Below are 16335 nucleotides of genomic sequence, written 5' to 3'. Positions count from 1 at the left end.
TTCCCTTTTGCTTTTAGCGTTTGTGTCTGCTTCTTCTTCCACCTTTGTCATCCCCCTACCCCCTTCAAAGGGGGACTTATCAGGAATACTTACTTTTGTTTCAGGTCTGCTTTCTCTAAAACAGGCCTGAAACAGATATTTATGCTAATACAGATTCAGCCTTGTTGAACACCGCGCCCGGAGCTGTAGCTGCCTGCGGATGCTTCACGTGCCATTCAAACTCCTCACGGAAGTGACGAACTGCAGCCGCAACCGGCCAGGCAGCGGCATCACCCAACGGACAGATGGTGTTTCCTTCTATCTGCTTGGCTACGCTCACCAACAGGTCAATGTCGTGCATGTGGCCGTGGCCGTGCTCAATACGGTGTAGTACTTTCTCCATCCAACCGGTTCCTTCACGGCACGGGCTGCACTGTCCGCAAGACTCGTGGTGGTAGAAACGGGCGAGGGTCCAAGTATGGCGAACGATACAGGTTTGGTCATCCATCACGAAGAATCCGCCGGAACCCAGCATGGTACCCGTGGCAAAACCTCCGTCTGAAAGTGACTCGTAGGTCATCAATCTATCTTCCCCGTTTGCGGTTTTCAGGATTAACTCCTTCGGCAGAATCGGAACGGAAGAACCTCCGGCGATGACCGCTTTCATGTCACGACCTTTCCAGATACCTCCGCAGTACTCGTCTGAATAGATAAATTCCTCAACGGGAACCCCCAACTCAATCTCGTACACACCTGGCTTGTTGATGTTACCACCCGCAGAGATCAGTTTTGTACCCGCACTACGGCCAATTCCGAACTTCGCGTATTCAGCAGCGGTGTTGGTGATAATCCACGGAACAGTAGCAATAGACTCCACGTTGTTCACCACGGTTGGGCAGCCGTAAAGGCCCCATACCGCCGGGAACGGAGGCTTGTTACGCGGGTTTCCGCGCTTGCCTTCCAGAGATTCCAACAGAGCTGTTTCCTCGCCGCAGATGTACGCACCACCGCCTGGGTGCACGTGCAAGTCAAGAGAGTAACCGCTTCCTAAGATGTTCTCACCTAAGAAACCGTTCGCATACGCTTCAGCGATGGCTTTCTCCAGAATGCGCAGCACATACAATAACTCGCCTCGTATGTAGATATAAGAAGTACGAGCCCCCAGCGCGTAGCTAGACGTAATCATCCCCTCAATCAACAGGTGCGGAAGTTTCTCCATCAAATACCGGTCTTTGAAAGTACCCGGCTCTGATTCGTCGGCGTTGCAAACTAAATAGCGCGGCTTGCCTTCTGGCTTGGCCAAAAAGCTCCACTTCATCCCCGTAGGGAATCCGGCACCACCCCGGCCTCTTAAGCCCGAAGCTTTCACTTCTTCCACCACTTCCTCTGGGGACATGGTTTTCAAAGCTTTCTCTACGGAGGCGTAACCGCCGTGCTTGCGATAGACGTCAAAGGTGTGAATGCCCTCAACGTTGATATGCTCAGTTAATAATTTTCTTCCCATGGTTTCCTTACGGTTAAGGCTTTCAGGTCTTCCAGCATCTGGTCAGCGCTGGCGGGGTCCAGGTTTTCGTAGAATTGCTCACGCACTTGCAGCATCGGTCCGGTGCCGCAGGATGCCAAACATTCTACCGTTTTAAGGGTGAAGTTACCGTCGGCAGAGGTCTCGCCTACTTTGCAGCCCAGACGGTTCTCCAGGTGCTCAATCAGTTGGTCTGAGCCACGCAGCATACAAGGGCCCGTGCGGCAAACTTCCAACACGTGCTTGCCTACCGGCTTCAGGTTGAACATGGTGTAAAAGGTAGCAACCTCGTACACTTCTATGGGTTGTATGTTCAGGATTTCGGCCACCTTGTCCATCACCTCGGGGCTTACCCAACCACCAAACTCCGCTTGCGCGATGTGCAGGATAGGCAAAATAGCGGACTTCTGACGGTCAGCGGGATAATGAGATAAGTAGCGCCGGATTTCGGCCATGGCCCCTTCCGAAAACTGTACTTGTGGTTTCTCTACTGTTTGGTCCATTTGGTAAATGGCAGGTATAAAAGCTGCGTTTTAGGCAGGCTTAGGAAAAATCGTTTCTAAAATGGGAACCGCTTAAGCGTCAAGCTCACCGGCAATCACGTTCATGGAAGACAGAATCACAATCGCATCTGACAACTGCGTGCCCACAACCATTTCTGGATAGGCCTGGTAATAGATAAAGCAAGGTCTTCTGAAGTGCAGGCGGTACGGCGTGCGGCCTCCGTCAGACACCAGGTAGAAACCAAGCTCTCCGTTTCCGCCTTCCACTGAGTGGTACACCTCACCAACCGGCGCGTCAATCTCGCCCATCACAATTTTGAAGTGGTAGATTAAGGCTTCCATGTTGCGGTACACCTCCTGCTTTGGCGGCAAGTAGAACTCCGGCGCATCAGCGTGGAACGGACCTTCGGGCAAGTTGTCCATGGCTTGCTGGATGATGCGTAAGCTCTGCCAGATTTCCTCGTTGCGAACCATGAAGCGGTCATAGGTGTCACCCTTGGTACCTACCGGAATCTCAAAATCGAAGTCCTGGTAAGAAGAGTAAGGGTTCATCACGCGCACGTCATAATCTACCCCGGCGGCTCTTAGGTTAGGGCCGGTAAAGCCATAGTTCAAGGCACGCTCGGCGGTGATTGGCCCTACGTTCTCCACCCGGTCAATGAAAATCCGGTTACGGTTGAACATGGTTTCAAACTCGCGCATCACTTTAGGGAAATCGCGCAGGAAGTCTCTGATTTTCTGGATAGCTACGGGAGACAAATCACGCTCCATGCCGCCTACTCTACCCATGTTGGTAGTCAAGCGGGCACCGCAGATTTCCTCATAGATTTCGTAGATTTTCTCTCTTTCCTGGAAAACGTACAGGAAGCCGGTGAAGGCTCCGGTATCTACCCCCAGGATTGAGTTACAAATCAAATGGTCCGCGATACGGGCCAGTTCCATCACGATTACCCGGATGTACTCGGCACGCTTGGGAACGGTCACGCCCAACAGCTTCTCTACCGTCATCCACCAACCCATGTTGTTGATGGGCGAGGAGCAGTAGTTCATGCGGTCGGTGAGCGGGGTGATCTGGTAAAAGTTACGGCGCTCCGCGATTTTCTCGAAGGCGCGGTGGATGTACCCAATCGTCGGCACGCCAGACACAATCTTCTCGCCATCCATTTGCAGGATGTTCTGGAAGATGCCGTGCGTGGCGGGGTGCGTAGGTCCTAAATTCAGGGTGGTGAGCTCCTGCATGTAGGAATCTGGGGTAACTATCTGTGTATTCTGTTTGGCTAACTCCATGTGGGAACTTAGTAGTAAGCAGAAACGCCGGCGGCCTTGTCTTGAGAACAAAGCCGTTGGCGTTTATAAGGTTTATCTTCCGAAGAAGGTATTAATCTTGTCTTCGCGGGTCTGGTCTTCCAGCGGAAACTCTTTGCGCATAGGAAACGCCTCCATCTCCTCCACATTGAGAATGCGGATAAGGTTAGGGTGACCCTCAAAGCGGATGCCGTAGAAGTCAAAGGTTTCGCGCTCCATCCAGTTGGCGGTGGCGTACAGGTTAGTAGCGGTAGGCACCACGGCATCATCTTCAGAAAAGAAGATTTTGATGCGTAGCCTGATATTATGAACCAGGCTGTGCAGGTGGTAAATCACGCCTAATTCCTGGCCCTTGTTATCTGGATAATGAATACCGCACATAGTGGTCAGGAACTGGAATTGCAGGAAGGCATCATCGTACAACGCTTGCAGCATAGGGATGATATTTTCCCGGGTAGTGGTCACGGTCACAAGCCCGTAAGGCTCATGGATATCAAACAACTGGTCGCCAAATTTCTCTTGCAGCGCTTGCACCAGCAGTTCGTTGGTTAGTTCGGCCATGCCTTATTTAATGTTGTAAGAAGCCAGTAATGCTTGATATTCCGGAGAGTTCCGGCGGCGGAGCGACTCGTTCTCGGCTAAATCCTGAATGCGCATCAAGCCATCCAGAATCTGCTCAGGGCGTGGTGGGCAACCAGGCACATACACGTCTACCGGCACAATGCGGTCAATGCCTTGCAACACGCTGTAAGAGTCAAAGATACCACCGCTGGTAGCGCAGGCGCCTACGGCGATTACCCAACGGGGCTCAGCCATCTGCTCGTACACCTGTTTCACCACCGGACCCATTTTCTTGGCAATGGTACCCATCACCATCAGCAAATCGGCTTGTCGGGGCGAGAAGCTGGGGCGCTCAGACCCGAAACGGGAAATATCATAGTGCGAGCCCATGGTAGCCATGTACTCAATACCGCAGCAGGAGGTAGCAAACGGCAAAGGCCACAACGAGTGCTTACGGGCCAGACCTACTACTTTCTCTAGGGAAGTGGCGAAAAAGCCGGTTCCTTCTACCCCTTCTGGGGCGTCTACCATGGTTAAATTGCTATTGTTATCGCTCATGAGTCGTTTTCGCTTAGTTTTCAGAAAATCAGGCCAGAAACCGGCCTCTCTCTGAACACGTTATCGCTTGTAAAAGTTTGCCGCCTACGCGACGATTTCTGGAGCTATTCCCACTTGAGAACGCCTTTCCGGATCACGTAGAAGAAACCGGTCAACAGCAGTCCCATGAACATGAGCATCCAGACGAAACCATCCAGACCCAAGGCTCTGAAGTTCACGGCCCAAGGGTAGAGGAAGATCACCTCCACGTCAAAAAGCACGAACAGAATGGCAATCAGAAAATACTTGATGGAGATAGGAGCCCGGGCATCGCCTTTGGATTCAATACCGCACTCCCAAGAGGCGTGTTTCACCGCGCTCTTGCGTTTTGGCCCAATCAGGTGGGTCACCACCATGGAAAAGATCACAAAACCCAAAGCCGCCACAAATTGAATCACAATTGGCAGATAATCGGCTGGTAAATATTGTGCAGGGGCAGTTGTTTCCATATTATAAAGCTATTTGGTGCAAAAGTAGGCACTTAAACCTAAGATTCAAACTAAAATACATTCTCTCACCGGCTTTGTGCGCCCGGCTTTCTCTAACGAACAACCGTTCTGTTTATTTTGCAAAATGCTCGCTATGAAATCGATGTAAATTAGAAATAACAAAAAAAGTTAGGGATTCTTGTAAAAATTTTCAAAGTTTAATGACTCATGTGCATGAAGAGTGTAATTCACTTTTCAGAAGTCAGCGGGTTGTCCCCTCCTCCCGCTGCCAGCACTGAGTTTTTAGTAAGTTTTCTTCATCCCGATAAAAGCCCATCTACTTTAGTTGGGCTTTTTCCGTGTGGGGCCAGATTGAAAAAATCACTTTCTAAACTACCTTTGCGCCCTTCCGGAACTTAACGGCCTGGTATTTGCATTCGGCTGATGAGTCAAAATTGACGCATGACCACGTTTATGAAGAGAACCTATCTAATATTACTTGTATTGCCGCTCGCGGTTTTGCTGGCCTTTGCGCCCAAACTGAAGAAGGTGTCGGTGGCCAAGAACGTTTCACTTTCTATTCCGCAGAACTTTGAGGTGATGCCCGATGACGGAATCGCCCGCGAGTACCCGGCGGCCCGCAAGCCGCTGGGCGTGTTCACCAGCCCTGACGGGCAGGTAGACATCAGCGTGAACCAGCGCCCCAGCACCTTCCCCGCCGATGACATCAACATCCTGCTGCCGTTCTACAAGGCTTCCATCCAGCGCATGTTCACCGAGGTGCAGTTCCTGCGCGAGGAGAAACAAACCATCAACGGCCGCGATTTTTTGGTGTATGAGTTTGTCTCCACCGTGCGCGATGAGCGCCGGAACCGCAACATGGCCCCGGTACGCAAGTACACGCTCATTCAGTACACGTTTCTGAAGGAACAGATGGTGATTTTCAGCTTCAACGCGCCGGTGGCTTTGCAGAACGAATGGCAGGAAACCGCCAGAGCCGTGATGGCCAGCGCCAACGTGAAATAGTACTTCTCTCTTCCTTTGCCGGAAGCGACCGCTTTTGTTTAGGGCCTGTTTTCCAGAAAACAGGCCCTAAACGTTTTCAGATACAACCAAAGAAAGCTCACCGGAGTAAAAAAAGGTTAGTTTTCTCTTAACTTGAACCTTGTGTTAAGCATCCATTCAGACGAACATTTCATGCGCGAAGCCTACAAGCAGGCGCAATACGCCCTGGAGGAGGGCGAAATCCCCATTGGGGCCGTGGTGGTGTGCCAGAACAAGATCATTGCGCGCGCCTACAACCAAACCGAGAAACTGAACGACGTCACGGCCCACGCCGAGATGCTGGCCTTTACCGCCGCCGCCAATCACCTGGGCAATAAATACCTGCATGACTGCACCCTGTATGTGACCGTGGAACCCTGCGTGATGTGCGCCGGCGCCAGCTACTGGTCCCAGTTGAAGCGCGTGGTGTACGCCACGGCAGACGAGAAACGCGGTTACCGGCGCACGGGTGTGAACCTGCTGCACCCCAAGACTGAACTGGTCACCGGCATCCTGGCGCACGAGTGTTCGCAATTGATGACGGACTTTTTCAGAGCGAAAAGAATTTAGTTTATCTTTGGCCCGTTCCGTATTACTAGCAGAACCTTTGTATTTCTAACCTATAACCACACAAAACTATGGCATTTGAACTTCCGCAACTTCCGTATGCGTACGATGCGCTGGAGCCGCACATCGACCGTCAGACAATGGAAATCCACCATACCAAGCACCACCAGGCATATACCACTAACCTGAATAATGCGATCCAGGGGACTGAGAAAGAGAACCAGTCTATTGAAGAAATCCTGCGCGATGCGGCTAAAACGCCGGCTATCCGTAACAACGGCGGCGGGTTCTACAACCACAACCTGTTCTGGACTATCCTGAGCCCGAACGGCGGCGGCAACCCAACCGGTCCCGTAGCTGAGGCCATTGACAAGGCGTTCGGCTCTTACGATGCGTTCAAAGAAGAATTCACCAAAGCCGCCACTACCCGTTTCGGGTCTGGCTGGGCCTGGCTTTGCGCCGTGGAAGGCGGATCTGTGCAGATCTGCTCTACTGCCAACCAAGACAATCCTCTCATGGAAGGCGTTGACTCTTGCGGCGGTCTTCCAATCCTGGGCTTAGATGTGTGGGAGCATGCCTACTATCTGAAGTACCAGAACCGCAGACCAGAGTACATCACCGCGTTCTTCAACCTGATCAACTGGGACGAAGTGAACCGTCTTTACGCCCAAGCCAACGGCTAAGCGATTACAGATTTTTATAATTGAAAAAGGTCTTGCTGTCACGGCAAGACCTTTTTTGCTTTCTATTGTTCTAGGCCTGTTTTCCTGAAAACGGGCTTAAAAGCAATCATCTCCTCCGCTGGCGCGAGCCTCCGGCTCGTGTCCGCACGTATTCCATCGGGCTTTCGATCCACCCGCTCCTGTCATCTTGGAAAGATCTTGTGGGCAGACTAAGAAAGCATAAAAGAACCGCTACTACTGCTTGCTTACAAGATCCTTTCAGGATGACAAAATGGATACGGAATACGCCCGGACACGAGCCGGAGGCTCGCGCCAGCGATCAGCAAGAATCTCTTCAAAAAGTTTTAAAAAGCAGGGGCAATCCTTATCTAAATGCAGCCCGCACAATAACCCGAGACCCAGGCATTCACGTTGGTTGCCCGATAGCCTTGGGGCAACGACACCTGCACCTTCTCTGACAGACACTCCACCTTTTGGCAGGTCAGGCACCGGAAGTGAAAATGGTCATGCGTATGGTGGTTGCCCTGGCAGCCGTGACACAGGGCGAAATAAGATTTTCCGTCGTCAGAGACGATGCGGTGGGTTAACCCATCTTCGCAGAACCGGTTCAAGACGCGGTAAATCGTGACGCGGTCAGTTTCGCCTTTCATCTTCTGCTCAATCATGTCCTGGCTTAACGCCGAGCCGGAAGATTTCAACAAATCTAAAATGGCGGTCTGGGCGGGGGTGGTTCGTCTTTTCATCTCAACTAATGCAACATTGTTGCAATAATAACAAAATTTTCTACATTTGCCAAATCCTCCGCATTAACTACCTCTGGGAGAGACATTCTCCCGGTCGGAGGAAAGAAAGGCGTTTGGCTTTCCTTTCCTAAAAACAGGCTTATAACGCGTAAACGATATGGAAAAGAGAACAGAATTTGATGTGATTATCATTGGCGGAAGCTATGCCGGACTTTCCGCCGCCATGGCGTTGGGCAGATCGCTGCGGAACGTACTGGTCCTGGACAGCGGAAAACCCTGTAACCGCCAAACCCCGCACTCCCACAACTTCCTCACGCAGGACGGGGAAACGCCCGCCGCCATCGCCCAAAAAGCCCAGGAGCAGGTATTGGCCTATCCTACGGTCACGTTCTTGGCGGAAGAAGCCCTTACAGCCACGGGACAGAACCAGGATTTTCAAGTGACCACCGCGTCGGGAGCTACCTTCCACGCCAGTAAACTCATCTTCGCCGCCGGCATCAAAGACCTGATGCCTAACCTGGAGGGCTTTACCTCATGCTGGGGAATCTCCGTGCTGCACTGTCCTTACTGCCACGGCTACGAAGTCCGGAACCAGGAATGGGGCATCATGGCCAACGGTGACATGGCGTTTGAGCTGGTGAAGCTTCTCCAAAACTGGACACCCACGCTGACGGTGTTTACCAACGGCCCCTCCACCCTCACCCCAGAGCAGCGGGAAGTACTGCAAAGAAAAAAGGTGCTCCTAAATGAGGGGGAAATCACAGCCCTGGTGCATGACCAAGGCTACGTGCAGCAAATTGCCTTGAAAGACGGCTCCTCCCACACCGTAAAAGCCATTTTTGCCCGCCCCGCCTTTGAGCAGCATTGCCCTCTTCCGGAGGAATTGGGTTGCGAACTGACAGAAACCGGTCACCTGAAAGTAGATGGTTTCCAGAAAACGACGGTACCCGGTATTTTCGCTGCCGGCGACGCCACCACCATGATGCGGTCAGTGGCGGTGGCAGTGGCTGCCGGATTAGTGGCTGGGGCAATGGTGAACAAAGAACTCATAGAAGAGCGTTTCTGATCTGTTTTCTGGAAAACAGCCCCAAAACAAACCCGAGCGCCAGCCCTTCTCCGCACCAATGCATTTTCTCTGCCCATTATATTACAAGATAAAATTGTAATATAGAGCCTAGACTATAACAGGCTTTTATGGAGGTATTTCTGCTTTTGGTGTTGGTGGGGCTGGCGCTCTGGTTTGGAACCAGGATATCGAACCATTTTCTGCAGCACCACCGCGACTTGCAGGAAGTACAGGAAGAACTGGCCCGCTTGCGGGAGCAGATCAGCCGTTCGCCGGTTCGTCCGCCTGTAGATGCTGCTCAGGCCGCAACCGTGCGAGATGCTATCTCCGCTGAACCATTTCCCGCAACACCTCCGGTACCCGCCCCGCCAGCTCCTATTCCGTCCCCGGTGGTGAAACCCTTGGCTCCTGCTCCGGCGAAAAGACCAGCTGAGATGCCCATTCCAGCCGCAGTTCCGGCCTCAACTCCTCTGGCGGCCTTCACCGCGACTGAACCTACATCCGTTTTCCAGGATCTGGACTCGGAGAAACCTTCCTTCTTTTCCCGAAAACTGGACTGGGAGAAGTTCATCGGGGAGAACCTGATCAACAAACTGGGTATCGCTATTCTGGTGCTGGGCATCGGGTTCTTCGTGAAGTACGCCATTGACCAGGACTGGATCAACGAAGTGGGCCGCGTGGCCATTGGCTTGCTGGCGGGCGGTGCCTTGCTGGGCGTGGCGCACCGGCTTAGAAGAGAATACAAAGCCTTCAGCTCGGTGCTCATTGGCGGCGGCATGGCGGTCTTGTACTTTACCATCGCCATTGCTTTTCACGAATACCAGATTTTCAGCCAGACGGTGGCGTTTCTTTTGATGGTGGGCATTACAGGCTTTACCATCTTCCTGGCCATGGCCTATGACCGCATGGAGTTGGCGGTGTTGGCTTTGATTGGCGGCTTTGGGAGCCCGTTCATGGTGAGTACCGGCGAGGGCAATTACGTGGTGCTGTTCGTTTTCATTTTGCTCCTGAACGTGGGTATTCTGGTGCTGGCGTACTTCAAGAAGTGGAACCTACTCAATCTCATCGCTTACGGATTTACCATTCTGTTGTACGGCAGCTGGTTTGGCACGCGGGTGGTGGGCATGGTGAACCCGCCATACGTGGGTGCGCTGGTGTTCGCGACGCTGTTTTACCTGGTGTTCTTCGGGATGACCATCATCTACAACGTGAAGGAGCGCCGTAGATTCACGGGTCCCGAGATCATGATGCTGCTGAGCAATACGTTCCTGGACTATGGCGTGGGCATGTACGTGATGTCACACCTGGCGGAAGGCAGTTACCGGGGCTTGTTCACCATTCTGCTGGGCGTTTTCAACTTTGCGTTCGCGTACGGGCTCTACCGCAGTCAGCGCGTAGACCGCAACCTGGTGTACCTGCTCATCGGGTTGGTGCTCACGTTCCTGAGTTTATCGGCGCCTATTCAGCTGGAAGGGAATTACATCACGCTGTTCTGGGCGCTGGAGGCGGTGTTGTTGCTGTGGCTCTCGCAGCGATCCGGCATTCAGCTGATCAAATACGCTTCGGTGTTGGTGCTGTTCCTGATGCTGGGCAGCCTGGCCATGGACTGGCTGGACTATTCCATTTCCCGCGAGGGTTTGCCGCTGCTCCTGAACAAGCTTTTCATCACCGGCGTAGTGGTGGTCGGCTCGCTGGCGGGCACCTGGTGGCTGCTGGCCCGCGAAAACAATGATGCTCTGCAAGGCAGGTTCATGACTTCTTACCGGACGGTGGTGGGTATTTTACTCGTGGTTTTCCTATACCTGGTGCTATTGCTAGAGCTACAGCACCAACTGACCCACTCCACCTGGAGCGTAGACGTCCAGATACAGGTGCTCGGCTTCTTCCATTATTTGTTCCTGCTGGGTTTACTGTGGTGGAGCCGCCGTTTACTTAACCCGCTGTACGGCAGAATGGTCATGGGCTTGGCCGTAATTGGCTTGCTGGCGTATCTCACTAATCTGCAACCGTCGGCGAGTTACCTCCGGAACGGCTATCTGTTCAACCAGACTGAGACCTTGGCCGCTTTCCTCAGCCATTATCTGCCGCTGTTCACATTGATTGTTTTATTGGCGACGGTACTCAAAAAGGTGCAGCAGCAATTCGGGTTTGCCAGTAGACTGGGGAAAATTAGCCTGTGGCTGGCGAGTGCGGCGGGTGTTTTTATGCTGAGTTTTGAGTTGGTGCATCTGTGGCTGCTAAAATCGCATCCCGCATCGGCTGAGTTGCATGAAAGCATGAGCCACATCCGCAAGATAGGCTTTCCTATTCTGTGGGGCGTTATTTCCTTCGCCCTGATGATGGTGGGCATGTCCCGCAAGATCAAAACGCTGCGCATTATTTCGCTCACCCTGTTTTTCCTCACGCTGCTTAAGCTCTTCCTGTTTGATGTGCGGGATATGTCGGAGGGCGGCAAGATTGCGGCCTTCATCTGCCTGGGCGTGCTGCTGCTGGTGATTTCGTTTATGTACCAGAAGCTCAAAAACCTGATTTTAGAAGGAGAAACTACTCCGCCAGACCCAACGCCCGCTTCGCATGAAGAGTAAGCTGCTGTTCTTTTTAGCCGGAATGCTGGGGCAACTGCTGCCCGCCCGCGCGCAGGACTTTGCCTGGCAAACGCAGGTGGCCCCCGCCACGCAACCGGGTTATCACCGCATCCTGCTGTCGCCGCAGATCACGGGGTATGCGCAACCCGATCTGGAGGACCTCCGGTTGTTTGGCCCCAAAAATCAGCCGGTGCCCTACCTGGTGCGCACCGAGGTGCCCGTGCTGTACCGAACCTTGTTCAAGCCCTACCAGATTCTGAGCTACGAACGTCGCCCAGGTGGCGTATCAGAGGTTTTGGTGCACAATCCTGAAAAACGGCGCATAAACAACATCAGCCTATTGATTGGCAACGCCGAGGTCCGGAAACAGGTATCCTTGAGCGGCAGCGATGACCGGCAGAACTGGTACGTGCTCAAAGAGCGGGATTTGCTTTACGCCATCCGGAGCACGCAAAGCACTGCCGAGGTCAAGTTGCTGGACTTCCCCTTGAGCAATTACCGCTTCTTCCGGCTTCAGCTCAACGATTCCGTGAGCGCTCCGCTTAACATTCTGCAGGCTGGCTACTATGACACCTATTCAGAGGCCGGCAAGTACACCCGCATTCCCATCCAGACGCTCAGCCGTACAGATAGCGCAGAAAACCACACCACCTATCTTCGCCTGAAATTCGGGCAGCCGGTGTACCCTGAGCAAGTGGTCTTCCACATCACGGCCCCGCAACTCTACCATCGGTCTGGCAAAGTAGTCCTGGGCAAGCAGCAGGTGTACAAACGCCGCTTGAAAAGACCCCGCCGGAGGCGGATGAGAGAGGTTTCAGAGCCGCTGCTGCTCAGTTCCAACGCTCCGGCCGTGCTGGACCTGCCCCACCGAAAGGTAAACGAACTGATCATCCAGATTGAGAACGCCGATAATCCGCCGCTCACCATTGACTCGGTGCGGGTGCTGCAACTGAACCGTTATTTAATCGCGGCATTGGAGCCAAATCAGCTTTACACGCTGCGCTTCGGGAACGAGAAGCTGAATGCCCCGGACTATGACCTGCAGTTCTTTCAGGACAGCATTCCCCAGGATATCCCCGTGCTTCAGGTGCAGAACATCCGCTCTCTTTTACCCCCGAAATCTGAAAAACGGCCCCAAAGCTCCAGGCTCCTGATCTGGGCCGCCATTGCCGTGCTGGCGATAGGCCTCGGCTACATGACCATCAAACTGCTGCGCGACATGGAGAAGAAGGGGTAAAGTCTCTTCCGTTTTAAGGGCTTTTTTCTGAAAACAGGCTAAAAACAAGGCGCTTGCTCCTGCCATTTAACTATTTTTCAGTAGCTTATTGCCTCCGTTCCAACTACTACCCAAACAAACAAAGCTACATGCAACACCCCTACTCCACCCGGTTCTTCCGGCAGTGCCTTCCCTTGCTGCTGAGCGGCCTGACCTTTTTGACGCCCTTCGCCGCCGAGGCCCAGAAAAAGCCGAAATCCAGCACGGCCAAGAACAAGAAAGCCGCGCAAGACCCTTATCCTGAGAAACTGTACAACGGCATGACCTGGCGTTCCATCGGGCCGTACCGTGGCGGGCGTTCGGCTACCGTGACCGGTGTACCGGGCAAACCGAACCTCTATTACTTTGGGGCTACCGGCGGCGGCGTGTGGCGCACCAAAGACGGCGGGGCCAGTTGGGAAAACATCTCTGACAAGTACTTCGGGGGTTCCATTGGCGCGGTGGCCGTGAGCGAGGCCGACCCTAACGTGATTTACGTGGGCGAAGGCGAGAAAACCGTGCGCGGCAACGTGTCCTCGGGTTTTGGCATGTGGAAGTCAGAGGATGCGGGGTTGACCTGGAAACACATCGGCCTGAAAGACTCCAAGCACATCTCGCGCGTACGCATTCACCCCAAGAACCCTGATCTGGTGTACGCCGCGGCGATGGGCAACATCTATGCGCCTAATGACATGCGTGGCGTGTACCGTTCCAAAGACGGCGGCAAGAACTGGGAGCGCGTGCTGTTCGTGAACAACGAGGTAGGCATGGTAGACCTGACCATTGACCCGGTAAACCCCAGAAACCTGTACGCCACCTCCTGGCGGGTACAGCGCACGCCCTACAACCTTTCCTCTGGCGGACCTGGTTCGGGCATCTGGAAAAGCACCGATGGCGGCGACACCTGGAAAGAAATCTCCCGCGCCACCGGCTTACCCAAAGGCACCTTGGGCATCATTGGGGTGACCGTTTCGCCGGTGAACAACCAGCGCGTGTGGGCTTTGGTGGAAGCCGAGGACGGCGGTTTGTTCCGCTCTGAAAACGGCGGCGAAACCTGGACCAAAGTGAACGAAGACCGCAGCCTGCGCCAACGCGCCTGGTACTACACCCGCCTCTACGCCGATCCGCAAAACCTGGATGGCGTGTACGTGCTCAACGTGGGGAACCATCACTCCACTGACGGCGGCAAAACGTTTAGATCCATCGCTACCCCGCACTCAGACCACCACGACTTGTGGATTGCTCCGGAAGACCCCAAGCGCATGATCCTGGCGGATGACGGCGGCGCGCAGGTCAGCTTTGACGGCGGCGAGAACTGGAGCACGCCTGACAACCAGCCTACCGGCCAGTTCTACCGCGTGGTCACCGATAACGCTTTCCCGTACCGCATCTACGGCGCCCAACAAGATAACAGCGCCGTTAGAATTGCCAGCCGCACCAGCGGCCGCAGCATTGGGTTACACGACTGGGAAGAAACGGCAGGTTCTGAAAGCGCGCACATTGCCGTGAACCCCAAAGACCCCGAGATTGTGTACGGCGGAAACTATGGCGGCTTTATTGGCCGGTTAGACCATAAAACCGGCTTTGAGCGCACCATCAACGTGTGGCCAGACAATCCCATGGGCCACGGGGCCGAGGGCATGAAGTACCGTTTCCAGTGGAACTTCCCTATCTTCTTCTCGCCGCACAACGCGAACAGGCTCTACACCACATCTAACCACGTGCACGTGACCACGAACGAAGGCCAAAGCTGGGAAGTCATCAGCCCGGATTTAACGCGCAACGACAAAACCAAGTTGGGACCATCCGGCGGACCGATTACCAAAGACAATACCAGCGTGGAGTACTACGGCACCATCTTCGCGGCCATGGAATCCCCGGCGGAGGAAGGCGTCATTTGGACGGGTTCCGATGACGGCCTGGTGCACGTGACCCGCGATGCCGGCAAAACCTGGACCAACGTCACGCCCAAAGCCTTGCCGGAGTGGAGCATGATTAACAGCGTAGACCCGCACCCTACCCAGAAAGGCGTGATGTACATGGCGGCCACGCTCTACAAAACCGGCGATTTCCAGCCACTGCTTTTCAAGACCACGGATTACGGGAAAAGCTGGACGAAAATCACCAATGGCATTCCGGCCACGCACTTTACCCGCGTAGTGCGCGTAGACCCAAAAAGAGCTGGTTTACTGTACGCCGGTACCGAGTACGGTATGTACGTCTCGTTCAACGACGGCGCTTCCTGGAAACCGTTCCGCCTGAACCTTCCGCTGGTGCCCATCACGGATTTGACCATCAAGAACGACAACCTCATTGCTGCTACTCAGGGCCGGGGCTTCTGGATCATCGATGATTTAACGCTCCTGCACCAGTTAACGCCACAGTTAGCTGATAGTAAGGCGCACCTGTTCAAACCCATGCCTACTTATAAGATGACCGGCGGAAACTTTGCGAATGCTAAGTTTGAAGGCCAGAACCACCCGGGTGGCGTCATGGTGCATTTCTATTTGCCTACCGCGCCAGACACCACCTCCAAAATAGCCCTAGAGATTCTGGAGAAAGGCGGCAAGCTGATCAAAAAATATACTTACGGCGCCAAAGAAGCCGCTGATAAACTGGAGGCAAAAACCGGCCTAAACCGCTTTGTCTGGAACATGACCTATCCCGAGGCCTCGCGCTTTGAAGGCATGATCCTGTGGGGCGGCGGCACCCAGGGCCCAAAAGCCATTCCCGGCACCTACAAAGCCCGCTTAACCGTGAACGGACAGCCGCAGGAAACTGAATTTGTCATCTTGCAGGACCCACGCAGCCAGACATCGCTCGCCGATCTGCAGGCGCAACAAGCCTTCCTGCTCAGCGTGCGCGATAAACTCACCGAAACGCACGACGCCATCAGCAAAATCCGCGAGGCCCGCACCCAGATCAACGGCGTCACCGCTCGCTTCCAGGGTAAACCGGAGATGAAAGATGTGCTGGATGCCGCCAAGGCCATGAACCAGAAAATGACCGAGGTGGAGGAAACGCTCTACCAAACCAAGAACCGCAGCGGACAGGACCCTTTGAACTACCCCATTCGGTTGAACAATAAACTTTCCAATCTGGCTTCCCAAGCCTCGGTTGGCGATTTCCGGCCCACGGATCAGATGTACGCCTTCCAGAAGGAAGTGACGGCCCAGATTGACGAGCAACTGAAGAAGCTGAACCAGGTGTTCGCCACGGATTTACCGGCGCTCAATCAGCTGATCCGGAGCAAGAACGTGGACGCCATCCTACTGAAAGAAAAGAAAGAGACGAAGTAAGCCCGCTTCCCACTTAGTGGTTCGCGGCGCGTCTGGAGACACGTATCATCCTTAGGCACGAATCTGGAGAAGCGCGCCAGTAATTTTAAACCTGTGAGGTCTTGGAGACCTCACAGGTTTTTGCGTTTTAAGGGTCTTTTCCTGAAAACAGGCTTGAAACAGAAATCCTCTACCATCCCGTCGGCCTCTTTGTAGTGG

General features: G+C 53.8%; 14 protein-coding genes. 7 read left to right on the top strand and 7 right to left on the bottom strand.

Features of this window, described 5'->3' with window-relative positions; translation table 11 throughout:
• Nucleotides 1-139 precede the first annotated feature (139 nt).
• The 6 genes from nuoF to H7U12_RS18795 form a co-directional block, all read right to left on the bottom strand.
• On the bottom strand, nucleotides 140-1483 hold the full coding sequence (nuoF, locus tag H7U12_RS18820; protein WP_186640996.1) for an NADH-quinone oxidoreductase subunit NuoF: 1344 nt from the start codon (nucleotides 1481-1483) through the stop codon (nucleotides 140-142).
• Nucleotides 1465-2004, bottom strand: a complete 540-nt coding sequence (locus H7U12_RS18815; protein ID WP_186640994.1) for an NADH-quinone oxidoreductase subunit NuoE family protein — start codon at nucleotides 2002-2004, stop codon at nucleotides 1465-1467. Before H7U12_RS18815 ends, nuoF begins: the two co-directional genes overlap by 19 nt.
• A gap of 72 nt (nucleotides 2005-2076) precedes the next feature.
• Nucleotides 2077-3291: an NADH dehydrogenase (quinone) subunit D gene (gene nuoD / locus H7U12_RS18810; protein ID WP_186640992.1), complete on the bottom strand. Its 1215-nt coding sequence runs from the start codon at nucleotides 3289-3291 to the stop codon at nucleotides 2077-2079.
• A gap of 72 nt (nucleotides 3292-3363) precedes the next feature.
• Nucleotides 3364-3870, bottom strand: a complete 507-nt coding sequence (locus H7U12_RS18805) for an NADH-quinone oxidoreductase subunit C (RefSeq protein ID WP_186640990.1) — start codon at nucleotides 3868-3870, stop codon at nucleotides 3364-3366.
• Nucleotides 3871-3873: 3 nt separating this feature from the next.
• Entirely contained in the window at nucleotides 3874-4428 is a 555-nt protein-coding gene (locus H7U12_RS18800) for an NADH-quinone oxidoreductase subunit B (protein ID WP_062543819.1), read from the bottom strand.
• A 104-nt stretch (nucleotides 4429-4532) separates the two neighbouring features.
• Nucleotides 4533-4916 carry an NADH-quinone oxidoreductase subunit A gene (locus H7U12_RS18795; protein ID WP_186640988.1) on the bottom strand — a complete coding sequence of 128 codons (384 nt, stop codon included), beginning with the start codon at nucleotides 4914-4916 and terminating at the stop codon, nucleotides 4533-4535.
• 453 nt (nucleotides 4917-5369) lie between these two features.
• Between H7U12_RS18795 and H7U12_RS18790 the strand changes: the two genes are divergently transcribed.
• The 3 genes from H7U12_RS18790 (at nucleotide 5370) to H7U12_RS18780 (ending at nucleotide 7189) form a co-directional block, all read left to right on the top strand.
• On the top strand, nucleotides 5370-5921 hold the full coding sequence (locus H7U12_RS18790) for a hypothetical protein (RefSeq protein WP_186640986.1): 552 nt from the start codon (nucleotides 5370-5372) through the stop codon (nucleotides 5919-5921).
• A 141-nt stretch (nucleotides 5922-6062) separates the two neighbouring features.
• Complete coding sequence (locus H7U12_RS18785) at nucleotides 6063-6509, top strand: nucleoside deaminase (RefSeq protein WP_255897018.1); 447 nt, start codon at nucleotides 6063-6065, stop codon at nucleotides 6507-6509.
• Between the two features lie 68 nt (nucleotides 6510-6577).
• A complete protein-coding gene (locus tag H7U12_RS18780) occupies nucleotides 6578-7189 on the top strand; it encodes a superoxide dismutase (protein WP_186640984.1) in 612 nt (203 codons plus the stop codon).
• A gap of 368 nt (nucleotides 7190-7557) precedes the next feature.
• On the opposite strand, the gene H7U12_RS18775 is transcribed toward H7U12_RS18780, so the two are convergent.
• On the bottom strand, nucleotides 7558-7932 hold the full coding sequence (locus H7U12_RS18775; RefSeq protein WP_186640982.1) for a Fur family transcriptional regulator: 375 nt from the start codon (nucleotides 7930-7932) through the stop codon (nucleotides 7558-7560).
• 157 nt (nucleotides 7933-8089) lie between these two features.
• Here H7U12_RS18775 and H7U12_RS18770 point away from each other — a divergent pair, with 157 nt between their 5' ends.
• From H7U12_RS18770 to H7U12_RS18755, 4 genes are all read left to right on the top strand, one after another.
• Nucleotides 8090-8998: an NAD(P)/FAD-dependent oxidoreductase gene (locus tag H7U12_RS18770; RefSeq protein WP_186640980.1), complete on the top strand. Its 909-nt coding sequence runs from the start codon at nucleotides 8090-8092 to the stop codon at nucleotides 8996-8998.
• Nucleotides 8999-9126: 128 nt separating this feature from the next.
• Nucleotides 9127-11583, top strand: coding sequence for a DUF2339 domain-containing protein (locus H7U12_RS18765; protein WP_186640978.1), 2457 nt, complete (start codon nucleotides 9127-9129; stop codon nucleotides 11581-11583).
• The gene (locus H7U12_RS18760; RefSeq protein ID WP_186640976.1) at nucleotides 11573-12820 is read left to right on the top strand and encodes a hypothetical protein; all 1248 of its coding nucleotides are present in this window, start codon (nucleotides 11573-11575) and stop codon (nucleotides 12818-12820) included. Before H7U12_RS18765 ends, H7U12_RS18760 begins: the two co-directional genes overlap by 11 nt.
• A 128-nt stretch (nucleotides 12821-12948) precedes the next feature.
• On the top strand, nucleotides 12949-16137 hold the full coding sequence (locus H7U12_RS18755) for a WD40/YVTN/BNR-like repeat-containing protein (protein WP_206683953.1): 3189 nt from the start codon (nucleotides 12949-12951) through the stop codon (nucleotides 16135-16137).
• The last annotated feature ends 198 nt before the right edge of the window (nucleotides 16138-16335 follow it).

The organism is Rufibacter sediminis (assembly GCF_014269285.1).
GTDB lineage: Bacteria > Bacteroidota > Bacteroidia > Cytophagales > Hymenobacteraceae > Nibribacter > Nibribacter sediminis.
This window is presented reverse-complemented; position numbering and strand designations above follow the sequence as displayed.